This is a genomic window from Luteimonas viscosa (genome assembly GCF_008244685.1).
GTDB lineage: Bacteria > Pseudomonadota > Gammaproteobacteria > Xanthomonadales > Xanthomonadaceae > Luteimonas > Luteimonas viscosa.
In genome coordinates this window covers 462017-483257 of sequence record NZ_VTFT01000001.1, presented here as the reverse complement: position 1 = coordinate 483257, position 21241 = coordinate 462017, and the positions used below count along the sequence as shown (strand labels likewise).

Sequence of the window (21241 nt, the reverse complement as noted above, 5' to 3'; positions counted from 1 at the left end):
CCGCAGGCGCCGGGGGGGGGGGGGAGGCCGCCGGCGCGAAGGCGGGAGCATGGGCGAGGACCGTTTCCGGGACCGTTTGCAGGCACTGCTCGCGGAGGCGGACGTCCGCGTCGATGGTGTGCGTCCCTGGGACCTGCGCCTGCGCGACCCGGGCGTTCCGGCACGCCTGCTGTCGGGGGGCTCGCTCGCGCTGGGCGAGTCGTACATGGACGGGGGCTGGGACGCGGACTCGCTCGATGGCCTGCTCCAGCGCCTGCTCGCGGCGCACCTGGAGCGGCGCGTCCACGGCTTCGCCGACCTGCGCCTGGCGGTGCTCGCGCGACTGTTCAACCTGCAGCACGGACGACGCGCGCACGTGGTCGGCGAACGCCACTACGACCTCGGCAACGACCTGTACGCGGCCATGCTCGGCAAGCGCATGGTCTACAGCTGCGGATACTGGCGCACGGCCGGCGACCTCGACGCGGCGCAGGAAGCCAAGCTCGACCTGTGCTGCCGCAAGCTCGGGTTGCGACCCGGCATGAGCCTGCTCGACATCGGCTGCGGCTGGGGCGAGATGCTCAGGTTCGCCGCGCAGCGGTATGGCGTATCGGGCAAGGGGGTGACGATCTCGCGCGAGCAGGCGGCGTATGCGCGCGACCTGTGCGCCGGGCTGCCGGTCGAGATCCGCGTGCAGGACTACCGCGAACTCGACGGAACCTTCGACCGGATCGTTTCGATCGGGATGTTCGAGCACGTCGGGGTGAAGAACTACGAGGCCTACTTCGACCTGGCGCGCCGCTGCCTCGCGCCGGACGGCCTGTTCCTGCTGCACACCATCGGCGGCAACATCAGCCGCATGCATACCGATCCCTGGATCGCGAAGTACATCTTCCCGAACTCGATGCTGCCCTCGGCGGCGCAGCTGGCGGCGGCGCTGGAAGGGCGCTTCGTGATCGAGGACTGGCACAGCTTCGGCGCCGACTACGACCGTACCCTGCAGGCCTGGCGCGACAACATCGAGGCCGCGTGGACGACGCTGCCGGCGCGCTACGACGAGCGCTTCCGGCGCATGTGGCGCTACTACCTGTCGGCGTCGATGGCGTCCTTCCGCGTGCGCCTGATCCAGCTGTGGCAACTGGTGCTGTCGCCGCGCGGGGTGGCCGGTGGCTATGTCGCGCCGCGTTGAGCGCCGCAGGCGGCGACGTCAGCGCGCGTCTGCCGCGTCCGGATACAGGACCATCAGCGCGCGCAGCACGCCGTTGGTCCAGCCGAAGCCGTCCTGCAACGGGTATTCGCCGCCCCCCGCGGCCGCCGCTCCGGTGACGTCGTACTTTTCCACCAGCTTGCGCTGTTCGCGGAACACCTGCAGGTTGCGGCGGATCCACCGGCGCGCGACCTCGCTGGCGAGACCGCGTTCGCCGTAGCGTTCCAGGCCGCGGATCGCCAGCCACTGCAGCGGTGCCCAGCCGTTGGGCAGATCCCATTGCTCGCCGCTGCGTATGGCGGTGGTGGCGAGCCCGTGTGGCTGCAGCAGCCGTTCGCGCAGGGTGGTGGCGATGCGGGCGGCCTGCGCTTCGTCGGCGATGCCGAAGTAGAGCGGATAGACGGTCGCCAGGGTCGGCTGCCCGGTCGACCGCGATTCGCGCCAGAGAAAGTCGGCATAGGCGCCGAGTTCCTCGTTCCACAATACCCGGCGGATCGCGTCTGCGCGCGCTTGTGCGCGTGCGAGCAGGGCGTCGGCGCGCTCGTCCCGGCCCGAAAGGCGGTAGGCCTCGGACAAGGTGGACTCGAGCGCATGCACCAGGCTGTTGAGGTCGGGCGGCACGATCTCGACGGTGCGGATGGTGTGCAGCGAACGGCCGTCGGCGAGCCAGCGCGAACTGAAGTCCCAGCCGCTCTCGGCGCCCGCGCGCAGGTTGCGGTAGACCTCGGCGGCGGGGCGCGACGAGGCGGCGGCCGTCGCCTCGTCCATGATGTGGCTTTCGTCGCGCGGCGTGTCGCAGTCGTCCCAGTAGCGGTTGAGGACGGTGCCGTCGTCCAGGCGCACGACGCGGCGATGCGCGGTTCCGGGAGCGAGCGAATCGGCGCCTGCCATCCAGAAGGCGTATTCGCGCTCGAGCTGGGGCAGGTAGCGTGCCAGCACCTGCGGTCCGTCGTGGTCTGCCAGCAGCCGCACCATCGGCGCGAAGAACGGAGGCTGCGAGCGGCTGAGGTAGTAGGTGCGGTTGCCGTTGGGCACGTGCCCGTAGCGGTCGATCAGCGCGGCGAAGTTGTCGACCATGCCGCGCACCAGGTCCTGGCGGCCGCTTTCCGCCAGCCCGAGCATGGTGAAGTACGAATCCCAGTAGTAGATCTCGCCGTAGCGGCCACCGGGCACGATGTAGGGATGCGGCAGCGGCAGCAGCGAACTGCGCGCGTCGCCTGGCCGGGGTTGCCGCTCGAGTTCCTGCCACAGCCGGTCGATGTGGTCCACGACGTCGTGGTCCGGGTCGGTCCGGTAGCCGCCGCCCGCCGGCTTCGGCAGTTCGAATCGGGCCTCGACGAAGGCGCGCAGGTCGAAGCCGGGTTCGCCGCGTCGCTGCGCATATTCCGCCGCGATCGCGGCCGGTGGCTGGCGCGGAATCGCGTCGACCATCGCCTTGGGATCCGGGAGCGCGCGCTGGGCATCCGCGAACAGGTCGCCGTAGGTCTCGGGGAAGCCGGCCACGCACTGCTGCGCCAGCGCCGGCAGTGGGGCCACCCACAGCAGCATGGCGAGGATGGATGTGGTGACTCGCGAGCTCATCGCAGGGCTTCCTCCAGCAGGGTGCCGATGTCGCCGTCGATGCGCAGGCCGGCCAGCGCATCGGCGCGCGTGCGCCCGCGGTTGAGGATCGCCAGCGGCAGGCCGGCCGCGGCGGCCATGCGCACGAAGCGGAATCCGGACCAGACCATCAGCGAGGAGCCCGCCACCAGCATCGCGTCGCAATCATGGAGGGCCTGCTGCGCCTCCGCCACGCGCTGGCGCGGGACGTTCTCGCCGAAGAACACCACGTCGGGCTTGAGCGGACCGCCACAGTAGAGGCAGTACGGCGGCACGAAGTCGCCGATGGCGTCGTCCGCCAGGTCCGCATCGCCGTCCGGCGCGCTCGCCGCGGGCCCGGCCTGCCAGCCCGGATTGGCATGGGTGATGTCGGACTGGATCGCCTCGCGCGGGCTACGCGCCCCGCAACGCAGGCATACGACCTCGTCCAGCCTTCCGTGCAGGTCGATCACGCGCCGGCATCCTGCCCGCTGGTGCAGGCCGTCCACGTTCTGGGTCAGCAGCAGCTGCAGCCGACCCCGCTGTTCGAGCGCCGACAGGGCATGGTGCGCGGCGTTCGGCCGGGCAGCCAGGAACCGCGGCCAGCCCACGCTGCTGCGTGCCCAGTAGCGACGGTAGGCGCCGTCGCTGCCGGTCAGCGCCTGTAGCGTGATCGGCGGCGTGCGCTTCCACTCGCCGTTGCGGTCGCGGTAGTCGGGGATACCCGATCCGGTGCTGCACCCGGCGCCGGTGAGCACGAACACGCGCCGGTGGCGGGCGAGCCAGTCACGCAGCACAGCGGCCGATTCGAGGTCGCTCGCGGTTTCGGGCAGCGCGGACATGGGGGGATGCTACCCCGAGCGGCGTGACGGGGCGCGGATCCGGATCGCACGATGCATTCTGTCGGAATGGGCAGCTTCGGCGTGCCGCCGCGCCCTCTCGCCCGGTGGTCGCTCTTCCCTCGGTCGGGGCGCCGTGCGCCCGAGTCAGGGCACGATGCCCCGATCGAGGGGAAAGCGGTTCCTGCCGGACTCGCTCGTCGCGGTGCCGAAGCCCCGAAACACGACGCGCCGGACGCGCAAAGCAAAACGCCGCCGGACAGGATCCGGCGGCGTTTCGGGTCAGGCGGGACTTGGATCAGTTCGCCGGAGGCGCATCCAGCCCGCGCTTCTTCAGCAACGGTTCGATGCGCGGCTCGTGGCCGGTGAAATCGACGAACAGCTGCTTGGCGTCCTTGGCGCCGCCGCGCGAGAGCAGGGTCGAACGCAGGCGCTCGCCGTTCTCGGGCTTCAGGCCGCCGTTGGCCTTGATCCAGTCGACCGTGTTGGCGTCGAGCACTTCCGACCAGATGTAGGCGTAGTACGCGGCCGCGTAGCCGCCCATGATGTGGCTGAAATACGGCGTGCGGTAGCGCGGCGGCACCGGCGCGTAGTCCAGGCCCACCGACTTCAGCGCCGCGGCCTCGGTCGCCATGATCTCGCCGGCCGAGGGCAGCTGGTCCTGCGGCAGCTGGTGCAGGTACTGGTCGAGCATCGCCGCGCCCAGGTACTCGGTGGTGGCGAAGCCCTCGTTGAAGGTGGCCGAGGCCATCTTCTTGTCCAGCAGGGCCTGCGGCAGCGGCTCGCCGGTCTCGTGGTGCTTGGCGTAGTTGGCCAGGATCGACGGCCAGTCGGCCCACATCTCGTTGACCTGCGAGGGGAACTCGACGAAGTCGCGCGGCACGTTCATGAAGAAGTACGGGTACTTCACGTCCGAGAACATGCCATGCAGCGCGTGGCCGAACTCGTGGAACATGGTGGTGACCTCGTCCCAGGTCAGCAGCGTCGGCTCGCCGGCCGGTGGCTTGGGGATGTTCTGGTGGTTGGCCACCACCGGCAGCGTGCCTTCCAGCTCCGACTCGCCGACGTAGGAGTTCATCCACGCGCCGCCTCGCTTGGACGGGCGCGCGTAGGGGTCGAAGATGAAGATCGACAGTTGCTCGCCGTCCTTGTCGAACACGTCGTAGGTCCAGGTGTCCGGGTGGTACTTGGGCAGGTCGGTGCGTTCCTTGAACGTGATGCCGTACAGCTGCGTGGCGGCGAAGAACACGCCGTTCTCCAGCACGTTCTTCATCTCGAAGTAGGGCTTGAGCTGGTTGTCGTCGAAATCGTACTCGGCCTTGCGCACCTTCTCGGTGTAGTAGGCCCAGTCCCACGGCTCGAGCTCGAACGTCGGCTCGCCCTTGGCCGCCTGCTCGCGGTCGATCATGGCCTGCAGCGCCTCGCCTTCGCGACGGGCGTTGGCGACCGCCGCGGGGGCCAGCCGGCCGAGCATCTGGTTGACCGCCTCGACGCTGGCCGCGGTCTCGTCGGCCAGCACGAACTCGGCGGGCGTGGCGTAGCCGAGCATCTTCGCGCGCTCGCCCCGCAGCTTCAGCACTTCGGCGACGATGCCGGTGTTGTCCCACTCGTTGCCGCGGCTGCCGCGGGCGACCGAAGCCTTGTGCACGCGTTCGCGCAGGGCGCGGTTGTCGAGCTGCGGCAGGATCGGCTGGCCGGTGGTGTTGAGCAGGGTCAGCAGGTACTTGCCCTCATGCCCCTTGTCCTTCGCGGCCGCTGCGGCGGTGGCGATCTGAGATTCGCTCAGCCCGGCAAGTTCGGCCTTGTCCTCGACCAGCACCGCCGAATCGTTCACCTCGTCGAGCACGTTGTTGGAGAACTCGGTCCCCAGTTCGGCCAGGCGCCCGTTGATGTCCTTCAGGCGCGCCTTGTCGGCGTCGCCGAGCCGGGCGCCCGAGCGCACGAAGCTGTCGTAGTACTCCTCGACCAGGCGCACGCCCTCTGCGTCGAGCCCGAGGTCGTTGCGCTGGTTGTAGATCGTCTCCACGCGCGCGAACAGCTGCGGGTCGAGCACGATCGCATCGCGGTGGGCGGCGAACTTCGGCGCGTACTCGTTGTTGATCTGCTTGCGGGTGTCGTTGGTGTCGGTGCCGTTGAGGTTGCCGAAGATGCGGCGCGCGTTGCCCAGCAGCTCGCCGGACTTCTCCAGCGCCAGGATCGTGTTCTCGAACGTCGGCGCGGTCTTCTCGCTGGCGATCGCGCGGATCTCCTCGAGGTTGCGCGCCATGCCGGCATCGAAGGCGGGGGCGAAGTGCTCGTCCTTCAGCTGGTCGAACTGCGGGTACTCCAGCGGCAGCGGGCTCTCGACGAACAGGGGGTTGCCGGCCTGCGACGCGGCCGTGGCGGGGGTCTGGGGATTCACGGGACCGTCTGCGTTGGGGGTCTGGGCGGGCGCGACACCGGACATGGCGGCGGTCAGCGCGACAGCAAGGGCTGCGGCGAGCGGATGTTTCATCTTGGCCTACCTCGGGGACGAAACCCCAAGGGTAGCCCATGCCCCCGTGGGCAACCCATGACGAAAGGCATGGGTGCGCGCCAGCGTCGCGCGGCCGCACTACACTGCGGCTCGACCCCTCCAGGCGCGGCGCCCGCCGCGCGGGACCGTCCGCAAGGGAGATTCCACCATGAAGCGCTGCCTGACTTTCCTCCTTGCGCTGGCGCTGGCCGCGCCCCTGCATGCCGCGCAGACGCTGCGCTACGTCGCCCTGGTCGATGGCGGCAAGCAGGCGGGGCAGCAGACGGTGGTCGAGGGCGACGACGGGGTGACCCGGGTCGACTTCATCTTCAAGGACAACGGCCGCGGCCCCGAGCTGAAGGAGGAGTTCACGCTCAATCCGGACGGTACCTTCCGTACCTACCGGGTCACGGGTACGTCGACATTCGGCGCGCCGGTCGATGAGCGCTTCGACCTGGTCGACGGCGTAGCGCGCTGGCGTTCCACCTCCGATTCGGGAGAGCAGCGGGTCGAGTCGGGCGCGCAGTATTCGCCGCTCGGCGGCACGCCGGCGGCGGCGTCGGTGGCCATTGCCGCGCTGGCCGCGCGCGAGGACGGCAGGTTGCCGCTCATTCCCGGCGGCACGCTGAGTGCGCGCAAGGTGGCGCAGGCGCGGGTGGAGAAGGGCGACGAGTCGCGCCAGGTGCAATTGCTGGCGCTGACCGGCATCGGTTTCACTCCGGTCTTCGCCTGGGCCACCGACGAGCCGCGACCGCGGCTGTTCGCCTTCATCTTCCCCGGCTTCCTGCAGTTGATCGAAGACGGCTGGCAGGACAATGCCGACGCGCTGGAGGCGACCCAGAAGACTGCCGAAGGCGAGGCCCTGGTCGCGCTGGAGCAGCGACTGGCGCACCCGATCGACGGGACCACGCTGATCCGCGGCGCGCGCGTGTTCGACAGCGAGCGCGCGGTGCTCGGGCCGCCGACCGACGTGCTGCTGCGCGACGGGCGGATCGTGTCGATCTCCGGCGACGGCGCAACGGACGTGGCCGCCGACCATGTCATCGACGCGGCCGGCCGGGTGCTGCTGCCGGGCCTGTTCGACATGCACGTCCACATCGACCGCTGGAGCGGCGGGCTCAACCTCGCCGCCGGCGTCACTTCGGTGCGGGACATGGGCAACGACAACGCCACCCTGCAGCAGGTCATGGCGGAGGAACGCGCGGGCAAGCTGCTGATGCCGCGCATCGTCGCGACCGGTTTCCTCGAGGGCGAGAGCGAGCAGTCGGCGCGCAACGGCTTCGTGGTCAGCGACCTCGCCGGCGCCCGCGAGGCGATCGACTGGTACGCGCAGCACGGCTACCCGCAGATCAAGGTCTACAACTCGTTCCCGAAGGAGATCCTGCCGCAGACCGTCGCCTACGCACACGAGCGCGGACTGCGCGTCAGCGGGCACGTGCCCGTGTTCCTGCGCGCGCAGGACGCGGTCGACGCCGGCTACGACGAGATCCAGCACATCAACCAGCTGATGCTCAACTTCCTGGTCGAGCCGGACACCGACACGCGCACGCTGGAGCGTTTCTACCTGCCGGCGCGCGAAGTGGCCGACCTCGATCTCGATTCGAAGCCGGTGCAGGCGTTCATCGCCGAACTGGCGCAGCGGCGGATCGTGATCGACCCGACCCTGGCCACGTTCGAGTTCCTGCACAAGCGCGACGGCCAGATGTCGCCGATCTTCGCCGGCATCGAGGAGCACCTGCCGCCGGACGTGCAGCGCAACCGCCGTGCGGCCGAGATGGACATCCCCGACGACGCCACCGGCGAGCGCTACCGCGCCTCGTTCGACAGGATGGTGGAGTTCGTCGGGCGCGCGTACCGCGCCGGCGTCCCGCTGGTGGCGGGCACCGACGAGGTGCCGGGCTTCACCCTGCACCACGAGCTGGCGCTGTACGTGCGCGCCGGGCTCACGCCGGCGCAGGCGCTGCAGGTCGCGACCTGGAACGGCGCGAAGTACTCCGGGGTCCTCGACCGGCTCGGCAGCATCGCGCCCGGCAAGCTCGCCGACCTGGTGCTGGTCGATGGCGACCCCGTCGCGGACATCGCCGACATCCGCAAGGTGGCCACCGTCATCAAGGGCGACGTCGTGTACTACCCCGCCGAAATCCATGCCGAACTCGGCATCCGCCCGTTCGCCGGGCCGGTGCAGGTGCAGGCGGCGGAGCGCGGCCGATGACCACCGCGTTCGATTTTTCCGCCACCGCGATCGACGGCCAGCCGCTCGCCCTGTCGCAGTACGCGGGTAAGGTGCTGCTGATCGTCAACGTCGCCTCGAAATGCGGCTTCACGCCGCAGTACGCCGGCCTGCAGCAGCTGTGGCGCGAGTATCGCGAGCGCGGGCTGGTGGTGCTCGGGTTCCCCTGCGACCAGTTCGGCCAGCAGGAGCCGGGCGACGAGGCCGCGATTCGCGAGTTCTGCTCGCTGAACTTCGAGGTCGATTTCCCGATGTCCGCCAAGGTGGAGGTCAACGGTGAAGGCGCGCACCCGCTGTGGCAGTGGCTGAAGCAGGAGAAGGGTGGGCTGCTCGGCATCGACGCGATCAAGTGGAACTTCACCAAGTTCCTGGTCGGCAGGGACGGACAGGTGCGCGAACGCTTTGCGCCCACCACTGCGCCCGGATCCCTGCGCGACGACATCGAGGCCGCGCTCGGCTGAACCTGCTCACGGCTGCAGCATGCCGCAGCCGTGCTCAATGCACGATGGTCACCGGCACCTTGGTCTCGGACAGCACCTTCATCGACACCGAGCCGAGCAGTGCGCCCTTGATCGCGCCTGCGCCGCGCGAGCCCATGACGATCAGGTCGGCCTTGTGGCCGGCGACCGCTTCGAGGATGCCATCGGCCACGTCGCCCGCGATCTCGACGAACTCCGCGTCGGCCTTGCCGCGGGCCAGGAGCTTCTTCGCGGGTGCCAGCATGCGAGCGAAGTTCTCGGCGTGATAGGCGTTGGCGGCTTCCGAGCCCATCTTGCGCTCGGCGCCCGGGAACAGGGTGTCGTCCACCACCACCACCACCAGCCTGCCGGGCTTGCCGAGGGCCTTGGCCAGCTCCATGCCGTGCTTCAGCGCGCGGGTGCTGATGTCGCTGCCGTCGACCGGAACCAGGATCTTCATCGTCGCTTTCCTCTTCGTATTGCGACGATTCTACGACGGACCGTCGCCGCCGGATGAAAACGCCCACCGCACAACGCCGTGCACCGCCGGCCACGGCCGGATCCGGCCGGCCATCGACGCGTGGCGCACGCACCGTGCCCGGCGCGGGTTGCCGCGTCCTATTTCTCGACGAAGGCGCGCTCGAACACGTAGTCGCCCGGCGTGCCGATGCGCGGCGCGGCGACGAAGCCGCGGCGGTCGAGGATCGCGCGGAAGTCGGCCAGCATCTGCGGGCTGCCGCAGATCATCGCCCGGTCGCGCGCCGGATCCAGCGGGTCCAGGCCGAGGTCGGCCGCCATGCGGCCGCTGTCGAGCAGGTCGGTGAGGCGACCGCGGTGGTCGCGCCCTTCCCATTCGAAGGCTTCGCGGCTCACCGCGGGGTAGTACAGCAGTTGCGGCGCGATCTGCTCGCCGAGCAGCGCATGGCGCGGCAGCTCGTTGAGGATGTAGTCGCGGTAGGCGAGGTCGCCCGCGCCGCGCACGCCGTGGGCGACGACGACGCGCTCGAAGCGTCCGTAGGTATCCGGGTCCTTGATCACCGACAGCCAGGGCGCCAGGCCGGTGCCGGTCCCCAGCAGGTACAGGTTGCGGCCCGGATGCAGATCGTGGATCAGGAGAGTGCCGGTGGGCTTGCGACCGACCAGCAGGGTGTCGCCCGGCGCGATGTGCTGCAGGCGCGAGGTCAGCGGGCCGTCGGGCACCTTGATGCTGAAGAACTCCAGCTGCTCCTCCCAGTTCGCGCTGGCGATCGAATACGCGCGCAGCAGGGGGCGGCCGTCCACCTCCAGACCGATCATCACGAACTGACCGTTCTCGAAACGGAAGCCGTCGTCGCGGGTGGTGGTGAAGCTGAAGTAGCTGTCGGTCCAGTGGCGGACGTCCAGCACCGTCTCGGTGCCGAAGGCGGAAGACATGCGGTGGGGTCGGATGGTGGTGGCAGCCGGCTATTCTACAGCTGCGAACGATTCTCATCGCGTGGGCATCTTGTCCACATGCCGACTGGCACGATGCCGCCATGGACACGCTCTGGACCATCGGCCATTCGACCCGACCGCTCGCGGTCTTCGTGCAGATGCTGCAGACCGCGGGCGTGGCCTGCGTGGCCGACGTGCGCCGGCATCCGGGTTCGCGGCGGCATCCTCAGTTCGGCGCGGACGCGCTGGCCGCCAGCCTGCCTGACGCGGGCATCGACTTCGTGCCGATGCCCGAACTGGGCGGGCGCCGCCGGGCGCGGCCGGATTCACCGCACACGGCCTGGCGCAACGCGAGCTTCCGCGGCTATGCCGACTACATGGACACGCCCGGGTATGCCGCGGCGCGCGGACGGCTGTTCGCGCTCGCGCGTCGGGCACCGACCGCGGTGATGTGCGCCGAAGCGATGTGGTGGAACTGCCACCGCAGCCTGATCGCGGACGACGCCAAGGCCCGCGGCTGGACCGTGCTCCACCTGATGGCGCCGGGCGACGCGCGCGAGCACCCGTGGACGGGCGCGGCCCGGATCGTCGACGGGCGGCTGGACTACACGGCGGCGGCCGACGCGCAGGGCCGGCTGGACCTGTGACCGCGGCGGACCCGTACACGGGTGCGGCCGCCGGCGTCAGCGGTAGCCCGCCGCCTGCAGTTCGAACAGTTCGGCGTAGCGCCCGCCCTGGGCCATCAGTTCGGCGTGGGTGCCGCTGGCCTCGACCCGGCCGTCCGCCAGCACCAGGATGCGGTCGGCCATGCGTACGCTGGAGAAGCGGTGCGAGATCAGCACCGCGGTGCGCTCGTCGGACAGTTCCTTGAAGCGCTGGAACACCTCGAACTCGCTGCGCGCATCGAGCGCGGCGGTGGGCTCGTCGAGGATCATCACCTGCGCGTCGCGCATGTAGGCGCGCGCGATCGCGATCTTCTGCCACTGACCGCCGGACAGGTCGACGCCGGTCTTGAAGCGGCGCCCGATCAGCTGGTCGTAGCCGTCGGGCAGCCCGGCGATCACCTCGTCGGCCATGGCCCGGCGCGCGGCGTCCTCGATCCGGGCCCGGTCGTCCATGCGGTCGATCTGGCCGACGCCGATGTTCTCCCCGGCGGTGAGGTGATAGCGCACGAAGTCCTGGAAGATCACGCCGATGTTGGCGCGCAGCTGGTCGATGTCGTATTCGCGCAGGTCGTGGCCGTCGAGCAGGATGCGCCCCTCGTCCGGGTCGTACAGCCGCGCCAGCAGCTTGACCAGGGTGGTCTTGCCGGCGCCGTTTTCGCCCACCAGCGCCAGCACCTCGCCGGCGCGCAGTTCGAAGTCCATGTGCCGGATCGCCCAGCGGTCCGCGCCCGGATAGCGGAAACCCACGTCCTCGAACGCGAAGCCCTGGCGGATCGGACGCGGGAACGCGCGCGCGTCGGGCGGCGACTTGATCTCCGGCTCGACCTCGAAGAAAGAGAACAGGTCGTCGAGGTACAGCGCCTGGCCCGCCACCTGGGAGAAGCCGATCAGCAGGCCTTCGAGCAACTGCCGCAGGCGGCGGAAGCTGCCGGCGAGGAAGGTCAGGTCGCCGATGGTGAAATCGCCGCGCACCGTGCGCCAGGCGATGTAGCCGTAGGCGATGTAGTACCCCAGGGTGCCGAGCGCCGCCAGCAGCGTGCCCCAGACCGCCCGCCGCCGCGCCAGTGCGCGGTTGGCGAGGAAGAACCTCTGCGCCAGCGTGCGGTAGCGGTCCACCAGGAAGTGGTGCAGGTTGAAGATCTTCACTTCCTTCGCGGTCTCGACGCTGGCGCCGGTCTGGCGCACGTACTCGAGCTGGCGGCGCTCGGGCGTCCACTGGAAGTTGAGCGAATAGCCCAGGGCGTTGAAGTGCGATTCGCCCACGAACGCCGGGATCAGCGCCACCGCCAGCAGCGCGATCAGCCACGGCGCGTACACCAGCAGGCCGATGGCGAAGCTGACCACCGTGATCGAATCCTGGACCTGGCCGAACAGCTGGCCCATCAGGTTCATGCGGCCCATGGTCTGGCGGCGGGCGCGGTCGAGCTTGTCCTGCAGGTCCGGGTCCTCGAAATCCTCCAGGTCGAGGGTGGCCGCATGCTCCATCAGGCGGATGCTGGTGGCGTTGGTGAACAGTTCCGACAGCAGCGAATCGGCGTAGCTGACGATCCGGCCGAGCAGGTCGGACACGATCGCCAACGCGAACTCGATCACCAGCAGCCACAGCAGGTGGTCGAGCTGGCCGCCGCGCCAGGCCTCGCCGATCGACTCGAAGGCCAGGCCCAGGCCGACCAGGCGGATTGCCTCGTCGATGATCAGCTTGCCGACGTAGAGCATCATGACCGGCAGCAATGCGCGGACCACGCGCAGGCCGATGCTGGTGAGCGTCAACGCGCGGCTGGTGGCCCAGATCTGGCGCAGGAACGGCGGGATGTTGCGCAGCGCGTCGAAGCGCTCGCGCAAGCTCGGCCGGGTGTCGGCGCGGCTGGGCTTGGGGGCGGCATCGGCGGCGCGTTCGCTCATGGCCGCATTGTGCATGGCGCCCGCGCGCGTGTCGTGACGGTATCGCGGGACCGTCGCCCGCGTAGCCCGGATAAGCGAAGCGCATCCGGGGATAAGCAAAGCGCATCCGGGGATAAGCAAAGCACACCCGGGGATAGCGCACCCGGGGATAAGCGCAGCGCATCCGGGGAAGCCACGACCACCCCGATACTCGGGGACGCCATCGGATGATGGCGCGGTGTCCCGGATGCGCTGCGCTTATCCGGGCTACGTGTGGGCTTTACAACACCTCGGATGCGTAGTCGGCCAGGCGCGAGCGCTCGCCGCGGCGCAGGGTCACGTGCGCGCTGTGGGCCCAGTCCTTGAACCGGTCGACGGCGTAGGTCAGGCCCGACGTGGTCTCGGTGAGATAGGGCGTGTCGATCTGTTCCACGTTGCCCAGGCACACAATCTTGGTGCCGGGGCCGGCGCGGGTGATCAGCGTCTTCATCTGCTTGGGCGTGAGGTTCTGCGCCTCGTCCAGGATCAGCCAGCGGCTGAGGAAGGTGCGGCCGCGCATGAAGTTGAGCGAGCGGATCTTGATCCGCGAGGCCAGCAGGTCGTTGGTCGCCGCCCGTCCCCAGCTGCCGCCTTCCTGGTTGTGCGTGAGCACCTCCAGGTTGTCGGTGAGCGCGCCCATCCACGGCGTCATCTTTTCCTCTTCCGTGCCCGGGAGGAAGCCGATGTCCTCGCCCACGCTGACGGTTGCGCGGGTCATGATGATCTCGCGGTAGCGCTGCTGGTCCATCGTCTGCGCCAGGCCCGCGGCCAGCGCCAGCAGGGTCTTGCCGGTGCCGGCGGTGCCGAGCAGGGTGACGAAGTCGATCTCCGGGTCCATCAGTGCGTTGAGCGCGAAGTTCTGCTCGCGGTTGCGCGCGGTGATGCCCCAGACCGCGTGCTGGCTGCCGCGGTAGTCGTCGACGATCTGCAGCACCGCCTTGCCGGCGTCCACGCGCGCGACCCGGAACTCGGCCTCGTCGTCGCCGGGCAGGTACAGGTACTGGTTCGGATACCAGTCGTCGTCGGCGCCGATCGCCACTTCGTAGAACGTCCGGCCCTTGTCGGTCCAGGACTTGAGGTCCTTGCCGTAGCGCTGCCAGAAGTCCTCCGGCAGCGGGTTCGCGCCGGTGTAGAGCAGGCTGAAGTCGTCGAGCGCGCGGTCGTTCTCGTAGTCCTCGCTGACGATGCCGGCGATCGCGGCCTTGATCCGCAGGTTGATGTCCTTGGAGACGAACACCACCGGGAAATCCGGCTCGTCGCGGCGCAGCTGCAGGATCGCGCCGAGGATGCGGTTGTCCGGCGCCACCGCGCCGAACGAGGTCTTGTCCTCCTTCGGCACCGTGGTCTGGAAGCGCAGCTTGCCGATGCTGGCCGCGCCGCGCAGCTGCAGTCCGTTCGGGCGCTGCAGCAGCAGGCCCGACTCGATCTTGTCGCTGCCCTGGGCCTCGATCAGCTCGTTGATGAAGCGACTGACCTGGCGCGCGTTGCGGCTGGCTTCCGACGTGCCCTTCTTGCCGTTGTCCAGCTCCTCGATCACCTGCATGGGCAGGAAAACGTCGTGTTCCTCGAACTTGAACAGCGCGGTGGGATCGTGCATCAGCACGTTGGTGTCGAGCACGTACAGGCGCTTGCCTTGGGTCATCATCGGGACGTTCGGCTCCGGTGGGCGTTCGGTCGTGGGCAGCGGCGCGCCGCCGCGGCCTGCGGGGCAGGGCGGCGATGCGGGGTGGGAAACGGATGGATCACGTGGCCTGCGCGGCCTTCAGTGCGTCGAGCACGGCCTGGGCGTGGCCGGCGACCTTCACCTTGCGCCATTCGGCGGCGAGGCGGTGGTCGGGCGCGATCAGGAAGGTGCTGCGCACCACGCCCAGCACGGTGCGCCCGTACATGTTCTTCTCGTGGATCACGTCGAAGGCCCTGCAAAGCGCCTCGTCGGTGTCGCTGACCAGCGAGAAGGCGAAGCCCTGCTTCGCGCAGAAGTTGTCGTGCGACTTCACCGAATCGCGCGAGACGCCGAGAATGTTTGCACCCAGGCGCGAGAAGTCCGGCAACAGCGCGTTGAAGTCGAGGCCTTCGGTGGTGCAGCCGGGCGTGGAATCCTTCGGGTAGAAATACAGCACCAGCCAGTGGCCGGCGTGGTCGGCGAGGGTGGCGCTGCCGCCGCCCGACAGCGCCAGCGGCAGCCGCAGCGTGGACTTCGGGAGCGCCTTGCCGACCTGCACCATGTCAGAACTTCATCGGATCCATGATCGCGTCGAGGTTCAGGTGGTCGCAGAACTCGAGAAAGTCGTCGCGCAGCGCGGCGATGTGCATGTTCGCCGGCACGCCGATGGTGACCTGCGCGGAAAACATGTCGGCGCCGGTCTGCATCGCGCGATAGCGCGAGCAGTGCAGGCTCTCGATGGTGATCCCCTGGCGATCGAAGAAGTCGGCGAGCTGGAACAGGATCCCCGGCTTGTCGGCGGCCACCACCTCGACGATGTATGGCAGCAGGTTCGACTGCACGGGCTTCGGGCCGGTGCGGTACCACACCAGCTTCAGCTCCTCCTCGCGCTCGAGCCGGGTGAGCATGGCCTCGAGCTTGGCGACAGAATCCCAGGAGCCGGTGGCGAGCGCCGTCACCGACACGTCGCGACCGACGGTCGACAGGCGGGTGTCGACGAGGTTGCAACCGCTGTCGGCGATGCGCCTGGACACGGCGAGCAGCGGCGATGCCGGATGCGTCGTGTAGGCGTTGATCAGCAGGTAGTTCTCGCTCGGCGAGGGCCGGGATGCGGTATCTGGATCGGTCAAGGCGGCGTCCGCGGCGTGTGATTCTGTGATGCTTCCGGTTCTGAACGGCAGCCCGGGCATGGCCGGGCGCCGTGGCCAGCATACTTGCCCGTGCTTCCGCGCCGCAAGTAACATGCCGCATCCCGATCATCCGTCCCTGCGCCCGCGCACGGGCTTCGCACGAGACCCTTCCACTTGCGACTTTCCGGCAGCATCACCGCGCTGGCGACGCCGTTCACGGTGACAGGCGAGCTCGATCTTGACGCCTGGCGCCGACTGCTGCATGCCCAGATCGAGGGCGGTACCCAGGCCGTGGTGGTGGCGGGTTCCACCGGCGAAGCCGCTTCCCTGTACGAAAGCGAGCACGACGCGCTGTTGCGGACCGCGGTCGAGTGCGTGGCAGGGCGCGTCCCGGTGCTGGCCGGAACCGGGCAACCGGGTACCGCCCGGACCATCGAGGCGACCCGACGCGCCGCCGCGCTCGGGGCCGACGCGGCGCTGGTGGTGGTGCCGCCCTACGTGCGGCCGACCCAGGCGGGCCTGCTCGCGCACTTCAAGGCGATTGCCGACGACGATGCGCTGCCATTGGTGATGTACAACGTGCCGCAACGCACCGGTTGCGATCTCCTGCCCGATACGGTCGCCGGACTGGTCGCGCATCCGCGCATCGTCGGGATCAAGGAGGCGAGCGCCGATCCCGCGCGCATGCAGGCCTGGCTTGCGCTGCGCGACTCGGGTTTCGCCGTGCTTTGCGGCGACGATGCGACTGCGGCCCGCGGGATGCTCGCCGGTGCCGACGGCCTCGTTTCGGTGGTGGCGAACATCATTCCCGCCGCGATCCGCAGGCTGTGCGACCTGGCCCGCGCGGGACAGGGCTCCGAGGCCGAGGCCTGGAATGCGCAGCTGGCGCCGTTCTTCGATTTCGCGACGCTCGAACCGAATCCGATCCCGGTCAAGGCCGTGCTCGACAGGCTCGGCTTCGGCCGCGGCGTGCGCCTGCCGCTGACACCGCTGCCGGACACCCACCAGGCCGTGGCCGCCCGCATCGCCACGGCGGCCGAGGCGATCGAACACAGCCTCCGCGACCCGCTCGCGGCCTGACCCTTTTTCCGCAGGAGATACACCGATGCGTCCTTCCCGCCCCATGATCCGCCTGCTCGCGGTCGGCCTTCTCGCCGTCGCCGTGGTGGGTACCAGTGGTTGCAAGTGGTTCCGCAAGGGCAGCGAGCTCTACGCAGCGAGCCCCGAGAACCGTCCGCTGGAAGTGCCGCCGGACCTGGATCGCCCCGACACCTCCGGCGCGATGCAACTGCCCGAAACCGGTACCGGTACGGTGACCCGTTCGACGATGCCCGCCGCAGGTGCCGCGCAGCCCAACGGTTTCGCCGTCGCCGGCGAGGTGGACGCGGTCTTCGCCCGGGTCGGCGAAGTGCTGGCCGCCACCGAAGGCCTTACCGTGGTCAACCGCGCGCAGCTGCTGGGCACCTACGACGTGGATTACGGCGACGCCAAGTTCCTGGTGCGGGTGACGCGGACCGATACCGGCGCCTACGTGTCGGCGGTCGATCCGCGTGGCCTGCCGGCGGCGGGTGAGCCGCCGCAGCGGCTTATCGCGGCACTGCGGACGGCGCTCGCCGGCGGCTGAAAACCGGCATCGGGACTGGGCATGCCGGTCCGTGAATGACGAAAGGCGCCGGGAGGCGCCTTTCGTGCGTTGCGGCAGGCGCCTGCCGACGGGCCAGGCAGGCCGCCTTCGAGGTCAGCGCTCGAGCAGCGGCAGCTTGTCGGGTTTGCCTTCCCATTCCTTGGCGTCGGGCAGCGGATCCTTGCGCGCGGTGATCACCGGCCATTCCTTGGAAAGTTCCGCGTTCAGCGCCACATAGTGTTCCTGGCCGGCCGGGACGTCGTCTTCCGGATAGATCGCGTTGATCGGGCATTCCGGCTCGCACAGGGTGCAGTCGATGCACTCGTCCGGGTCGATCACCAGGAAGTTGGGGCCCTCGTGGAAACAGTCGACCGGGCACACCTCCACGCAGTCGGTGTATTTGCACTTGATGCAGTTCTCGGTGACGACGAAGGGCATGCGGGTCCGGTGCGGGTTGCGGGGCGGGCCTTAAATTCTAGAGCACGCGTGCCGGATGCGCTGCGAAGCGTTCGCATCGGCGGTCGGCGCAGGGCGTCAAACCGGGTCGTGCGGGGATCCGAAGCAGTATGGGCCCGCGGCCTGGTAGCGGACCATGCCTGTCTGCGGGGGAGATCGTGAGCAAAGGCTGGCCCGCGCAGCTGCTGTCCGGTGGCGCGATCGTGGTGGCGTGGCGACCGGGTGGGCCTGGCCGCGACCGGCGGGCCTTCGCGGCGAATGTCCCCCGGCATCCGCCTGTCGGCAGATGCCTCCTCCTTGATTTCGCCGCGAAGGCCCGCCGCCCGCGGCCAGGCTCGGCTGCGCTCGATCTTGTGAGCGAGAGGCCCCGCCGCTGGACTTGAACTGACAAGCCTGACGGGGCGGCATTGGATTGCCCGCGATCCCTTCACGTCGGGTGCGGGTGTCCTTGGGGGCGAAATCAAGGGGGAGGCGACGGCCGCGGGTCGTCGCCGGAGGACATTCGCCCCCAAGGGCAAAGGGCACCCGTGCCCGGCGCCCCGTGCGAAGGATGCTTTCTTGCCCCGTGCGTCGACTTCTCATGTCCGACGCGCGCAGACAAGACAGGTAAACGCGCTCGGGTCCACACGCAGCAGATGCCGGATGCAGGCGAGTCGAGAGCGGCACAAGAAAAAAGGCCCGCTCGCGCGGGCCCTTTTTCTGAAGATGGCGCTCCCTACGGGATTCGAACCCGTGTTTTAGCCTTGAGAGGGCCACGTCCTAGGCCTCTAGACGAAGGGAGCAGGGTGCTGCGCATGCAGCGCCGGCTGGACGACCGGCTGCCCGGTCCGACCCCGAGGGGCATGGCTCCGATGCAGCTTGCTAGTATAGCAGCGATAAGCTGGCCGACTACCGACTGTCGGCACCGACCCGGAACCAACAGGCCCGATGCCGACCAACGCCCCGTCCATCCAGACTTCGCTGCGGATCATCCCGCGCGACCAGCACTCCATCTCGCGCAAGGGCGTCAGTCCCAATGCCCTGCGTGTGCTCTACCGCCTGCACGAGGCCGGCCATCGCGCCTGCCTGGTCGGCGGCGCGGTGCGCGACCTGCTCGCGGGGCTGGAGCCGAAGGATTTCGACGTCGCCACCGACGCCACCCCGGAGGAAGTCCGCCACCTGTTCCGCAACTGCCGGCTGATCGGCCGCCGCTTCCGGCTCGCGCACGTGGTGTTCGGGCGCGAGGTCATCGAGGTCGCGACCTTCCGCGCCAACATCGACGACGGCAGCGGCGATCGCCAGGTGCACGACGACGGCCGGCTGCTGCGCGACAACGTCTACGGCACGATCGAGGACGACGCGGTCCGCCGCGACTTCACCGCCAACGCGCTTTACTACGACATCGCCGATTTCTCCGTGCGCGACTACGTCGGCGGTTTCGAGGACGTGAACAACCGCGTGCTGCGGCTGATCGGCGATCCGGAAACGCGCTACCGCGAGGATTCGGTGCGGATGCTGCGCGCGATCCGGCTCGCCGCCAAGCTCGACTTCGGGATCGCACCCGACACCGCCGCCCCGCTGCCGGGGCTGGCACCGCTGCTGGCCGAGGCGGCCCCGGCGCGGCTGTTCGAGGAATGCCTGAAGATGTTCCTGTCCGGGCATGCGGTGGCGAGCTTCGAAGGCCTGGAGCGGCATGGCCTGCTGTCCGCGCTGTTCCCGGAAACCGCCGCGGCGCTCGCCGCCAACCGCAGCGGTGCGCTGCGGCACATGCTGATCGAAGGGCTGCGCGGGACCGACAGGCGGGTGGCGATCGACGAGCCGGTATCGCCGGCGTTCCTGTTCGCCGTGCTGCTGTGGCCGGCCTATTGCCGCTCGCTGATGGCACTGCAGGCGCAGGGCCTGAACACGGTGGAGGCCGAGCGCCGCGCCGCCGACCGCGTCACCCTGCACCAGCTCGACACGATCGCGCTGCCGCGCCGGTTCTCCTTGCCGATGCAGGAAATCTGGCTGATGCAGTCGCGCTTCTCGCAGCGCCAGCGCAAGCGGGTGGTGCGGACCCTGTCGCACCCGCGCTTCCGTGCTGCGTTCGACTTCCTGGTGCTGCGCCGTGCGGCGTCGCCGGCGCACGAGGAGGACATCGCCTTCTGGCAGGAGGCGCAGCAGAATCCGGATACGGCGATCGCCCACCATCCCGCGGTCGAGCCCGAGTCCGGGGACGGAGACACCGCAGATGCGCCGCGCAAGCGGCGGCGCCGGCGTCGGCGCAGCCACGCCGCCGGCGAATGAGGCCGGTGGTGGCGTGCGTGGGCCTCGGCGGCAACGTCGGCGAGGTCGCGCAGGCCGTGGCCGGGGCGTTGGCGGCGCTCGACGGATTGCCGCAGACGCATCTGATCGGGGCCTCGCGCATCTACCGGACGCCGGCCTGGGGCCGGCGCGACCAGCCCGATTTCCTCAATGCGGCGGCCACGCTCGAGACCACGCTGCCCGCGCGCGCGTTGCTCGATGCGCTGCTGGAGATCGAGCGCCGCTTCGGTCGCGAGCGAACGGCGGACGTCGGCGACCGCTGGGGTCCGCGTACGCTCGACCTCGACCTGCTGCTGTACGGCGACGCCGTGCTCGACGAACCGGGCCTGCGGGTGCCGCATCCGCACCTGCACGAGCGCGCGTTCGCGCTGCTGCCGCTGGCGGAAATCGCGCCGCAGGCGGCGATCCCCGGGCGCGGAAGCGTCGCCGATGCGCTGGCGGCATTGGATGCCGGCGGCATCGAGGCGATACCCTAGGCACATGAGCAACGCCGCCCCCGCCAAGCCCATGACCGTGCCCGACTTGGCGCAGGCGCGTCGTGCCGGTCGCCGGCTGGCGATGCTGACCGCCTACGACGCCGGCTTCGCCCGGGTGCTCGACGCCGCTGGCGTCGATATCGTCCTGGTCGGCGATTCCCTGGGCATGGTGGTGCAGGGCCACGCTTCGACGCTGCCGGTCAGCGTCGACGACATCGCCTACCACGTGCGCGCGGTGGCCGGCGGCCTGCACCGGGCACTGCTGGTCGCCGACCTGCCGTTCCAGGCGGACGCGACCCCCGAGCGTGCGCTGGACGCCGCGACGCGGCTGCTGCAGGCCGGTGCAGGCATGGTCAAGCTCGAAGGGGCGGGACCACACAAGCTGGCCGCGATCCGTTTCCTCTCCGCGCGCGAGATCCCCGTGTCCGCGCACCTCGGCCTCACCCCGCAGTCGGTGCTGCGCTTCGGCGGCTACAAGGTGCAGGGGCGCGAGGCCGACGCCGCGGACCGGTTGCGCGTCGATGCGCTCGCGGTGGCCGAGGCCGGCGCTTCGCTGCTGGTGCTCGAATGCGTGCCGTCGGCGCTCGCGGCCGAGATCACCCGGGTCTCGCCGGTCCCGACCATCGGCATCGGCGCGGGCCCGGATTGCGACGGGCAGGTGCTGGTGCTGCACGACATGCTCGGGCTTGACAGCGGCCATCGCCGGCCGAAGTTCGTCAAGGATTTCCTCGCCGGGGGCGGATCGGTCGCCGGTGCGGCGCGCGCCTATGTCGAGGCGGTGCGCGAGGGCCGCTTTCCCGGCCCCGAACACGCCTACGACTGAGCG

At 69.6% G+C, this 21241-nt stretch carries 19 protein-coding genes and 1 tRNA gene; 9 read left to right on the top strand and 11 right to left on the bottom strand.

The window, feature by feature from the left end; genetic code table 11:
- Positions 1-49 precede the first annotated feature (49 nt).
- Positions 50-1168: a cyclopropane fatty acyl phospholipid synthase gene (cfa, locus tag FZO89_RS02235; RefSeq protein WP_149101735.1), complete on the top strand. Its 1119-nt coding sequence runs from the start codon at positions 50-52 to the stop codon at positions 1166-1168.
- Positions 1169-1186: 18 nt separating this feature from the next.
- Here the strand turns inward: cfa and treF are convergent, their stop codons facing one another.
- The 3 genes from treF to FZO89_RS02220 form a co-directional block, all read right to left on the bottom strand.
- On the bottom strand, positions 1187-2767 hold the full coding sequence (gene treF, locus FZO89_RS02230; RefSeq protein WP_149101734.1) for an alpha,alpha-trehalase TreF: 1581 nt from the start codon (positions 2765-2767) through the stop codon (positions 1187-1189).
- The gene (locus FZO89_RS02225) at positions 2764-3606 is read right to left on the bottom strand and encodes an NAD-dependent protein deacetylase (RefSeq protein ID WP_149101733.1); all 843 of its coding nucleotides are present in this window, start codon (positions 3604-3606) and stop codon (positions 2764-2766) included. Before FZO89_RS02225 ends, treF begins: the two co-directional genes overlap by 4 nt.
- A gap of 295 nt (positions 3607-3901) precedes the next feature.
- The gene (locus FZO89_RS02220; protein WP_149101732.1) at positions 3902-6097 is read right to left on the bottom strand and encodes a M3 family metallopeptidase; all 2196 of its coding nucleotides are present in this window, start codon (positions 6095-6097) and stop codon (positions 3902-3904) included.
- A 169-nt stretch (positions 6098-6266) separates the two neighbouring features.
- Between FZO89_RS02220 and FZO89_RS02215 the strand changes: the two genes are divergently transcribed.
- Both FZO89_RS02215 and FZO89_RS02210 read left to right on the top strand, forming a co-directional pair.
- A complete protein-coding gene (locus FZO89_RS02215; protein WP_149101731.1) occupies positions 6267-8309 on the top strand; it encodes an amidohydrolase family protein in 2043 nt (680 codons plus the stop codon).
- Positions 8306-8788 carry a glutathione peroxidase gene (locus FZO89_RS02210; RefSeq protein WP_149101730.1) on the top strand — a complete coding sequence of 161 codons (483 nt, stop codon included), beginning with the start codon at positions 8306-8308 and terminating at the stop codon, positions 8786-8788. The genes FZO89_RS02215 and FZO89_RS02210 overlap by 4 nt, the downstream gene beginning before the upstream one ends.
- A gap of 34 nt (positions 8789-8822) precedes the next feature.
- Here the strand turns inward: FZO89_RS02210 and FZO89_RS02205 are convergent, their stop codons facing one another.
- Together FZO89_RS02205 and FZO89_RS02200 are read right to left on the bottom strand one after the other, a co-directional pair.
- Positions 8823-9245 (bottom strand): universal stress protein, encoded by a 423-nt coding sequence (locus FZO89_RS02205; RefSeq protein WP_149101729.1) that lies wholly within the window; start codon positions 9243-9245, stop codon positions 8823-8825.
- Between the two features lie 158 nt (positions 9246-9403).
- Entirely contained in the window at positions 9404-10198 is a 795-nt protein-coding gene (locus tag FZO89_RS02200) for a ferredoxin--NADP reductase (RefSeq protein WP_149101728.1), read from the bottom strand.
- 101 nt (positions 10199-10299) lie between these two features.
- On the opposite strand from FZO89_RS02200, the gene FZO89_RS02195 reads away from it, so the two are divergent.
- Positions 10300-10845, top strand: coding sequence for a DUF488 domain-containing protein (locus tag FZO89_RS02195; protein ID WP_149101727.1), 546 nt, complete (start codon positions 10300-10302; stop codon positions 10843-10845).
- A 36-nt stretch (positions 10846-10881) separates the two neighbouring features.
- On the opposite strand, the gene FZO89_RS02190 is transcribed toward FZO89_RS02195, so the two are convergent.
- The 4 genes from FZO89_RS02190 to FZO89_RS02175 form a co-directional block, all read right to left on the bottom strand.
- On the bottom strand, positions 10882-12765 hold the full coding sequence (locus FZO89_RS02190) for an ABC transporter ATP-binding protein (protein WP_262378494.1): 1884 nt from the start codon (positions 12763-12765) through the stop codon (positions 10882-10884).
- A gap of 259 nt (positions 12766-13024) precedes the next feature.
- Positions 13025-14425, bottom strand: coding sequence for a PhoH family protein (locus FZO89_RS02185; RefSeq protein ID WP_149101725.1), 1401 nt, complete (start codon positions 14423-14425; stop codon positions 13025-13027).
- Positions 14426-14525: 100 nt separating this feature from the next.
- The gene (locus FZO89_RS02180) at positions 14526-15008 is read right to left on the bottom strand and encodes a peroxiredoxin (RefSeq protein WP_149101724.1); all 483 of its coding nucleotides are present in this window, start codon (positions 15006-15008) and stop codon (positions 14526-14528) included.
- A 1-nt stretch (position 15009) separates the two neighbouring features.
- Positions 15010-15636, bottom strand: coding sequence for a glycine cleavage system transcriptional repressor (locus FZO89_RS02175; RefSeq protein ID WP_149101723.1), 627 nt, complete (start codon positions 15634-15636; stop codon positions 15010-15012).
- Between the two features lie 114 nt (positions 15637-15750).
- Between FZO89_RS02175 and dapA the strand changes: the two genes are divergently transcribed.
- Both dapA and FZO89_RS02165 read left to right on the top strand, forming a co-directional pair.
- Entirely contained in the window at positions 15751-16656 is a 906-nt protein-coding gene (gene dapA / locus FZO89_RS02170) for a 4-hydroxy-tetrahydrodipicolinate synthase (protein ID WP_149101722.1), read from the top strand.
- Between the two features lie 25 nt (positions 16657-16681).
- Positions 16682-17200, top strand: coding sequence for a hypothetical protein (locus FZO89_RS02165; protein WP_149101721.1), 519 nt, complete (start codon positions 16682-16684; stop codon positions 17198-17200).
- Positions 17201-17314: 114 nt separating this feature from the next.
- Here the strand turns inward: FZO89_RS02165 and fdxA are convergent, their stop codons facing one another.
- Together fdxA and FZO89_RS02155 are read right to left on the bottom strand one after the other, a co-directional pair.
- Positions 17315-17638 carry a ferredoxin FdxA gene (gene fdxA / locus FZO89_RS02160; protein WP_149101720.1) on the bottom strand — a complete coding sequence of 108 codons (324 nt, stop codon included), beginning with the start codon at positions 17636-17638 and terminating at the stop codon, positions 17315-17317.
- Between the two features lie 724 nt (positions 17639-18362).
- Positions 18363-18438, bottom strand: a tRNA-Glu gene (locus FZO89_RS02155).
- A 145-nt stretch (positions 18439-18583) separates the two neighbouring features.
- Here FZO89_RS02155 and pcnB point away from each other — a divergent pair.
- The 3 genes from pcnB to panB are packed head-to-tail and all read left to right on the top strand — an operon-like array spanning position 18584 to position 21238.
- A complete protein-coding gene (gene pcnB / locus FZO89_RS02150; protein ID WP_149101719.1) occupies positions 18584-19921 on the top strand; it encodes a polynucleotide adenylyltransferase PcnB in 1338 nt (445 codons plus the stop codon).
- Positions 19918-20415 carry a 2-amino-4-hydroxy-6-hydroxymethyldihydropteridine diphosphokinase gene (gene folK / locus FZO89_RS02145; RefSeq protein WP_149101718.1) on the top strand — a complete coding sequence of 166 codons (498 nt, stop codon included), beginning with the start codon at positions 19918-19920 and terminating at the stop codon, positions 20413-20415. Before pcnB ends, folK begins: the two co-directional genes overlap by 4 nt.
- A gap of 4 nt (positions 20416-20419) precedes the next feature.
- Positions 20420-21238, top strand: coding sequence for a 3-methyl-2-oxobutanoate hydroxymethyltransferase (gene panB / locus FZO89_RS02140; protein ID WP_149101717.1), 819 nt, complete (start codon positions 20420-20422; stop codon positions 21236-21238).
- The last annotated feature ends 3 nt before the right edge of the window (positions 21239-21241 follow it).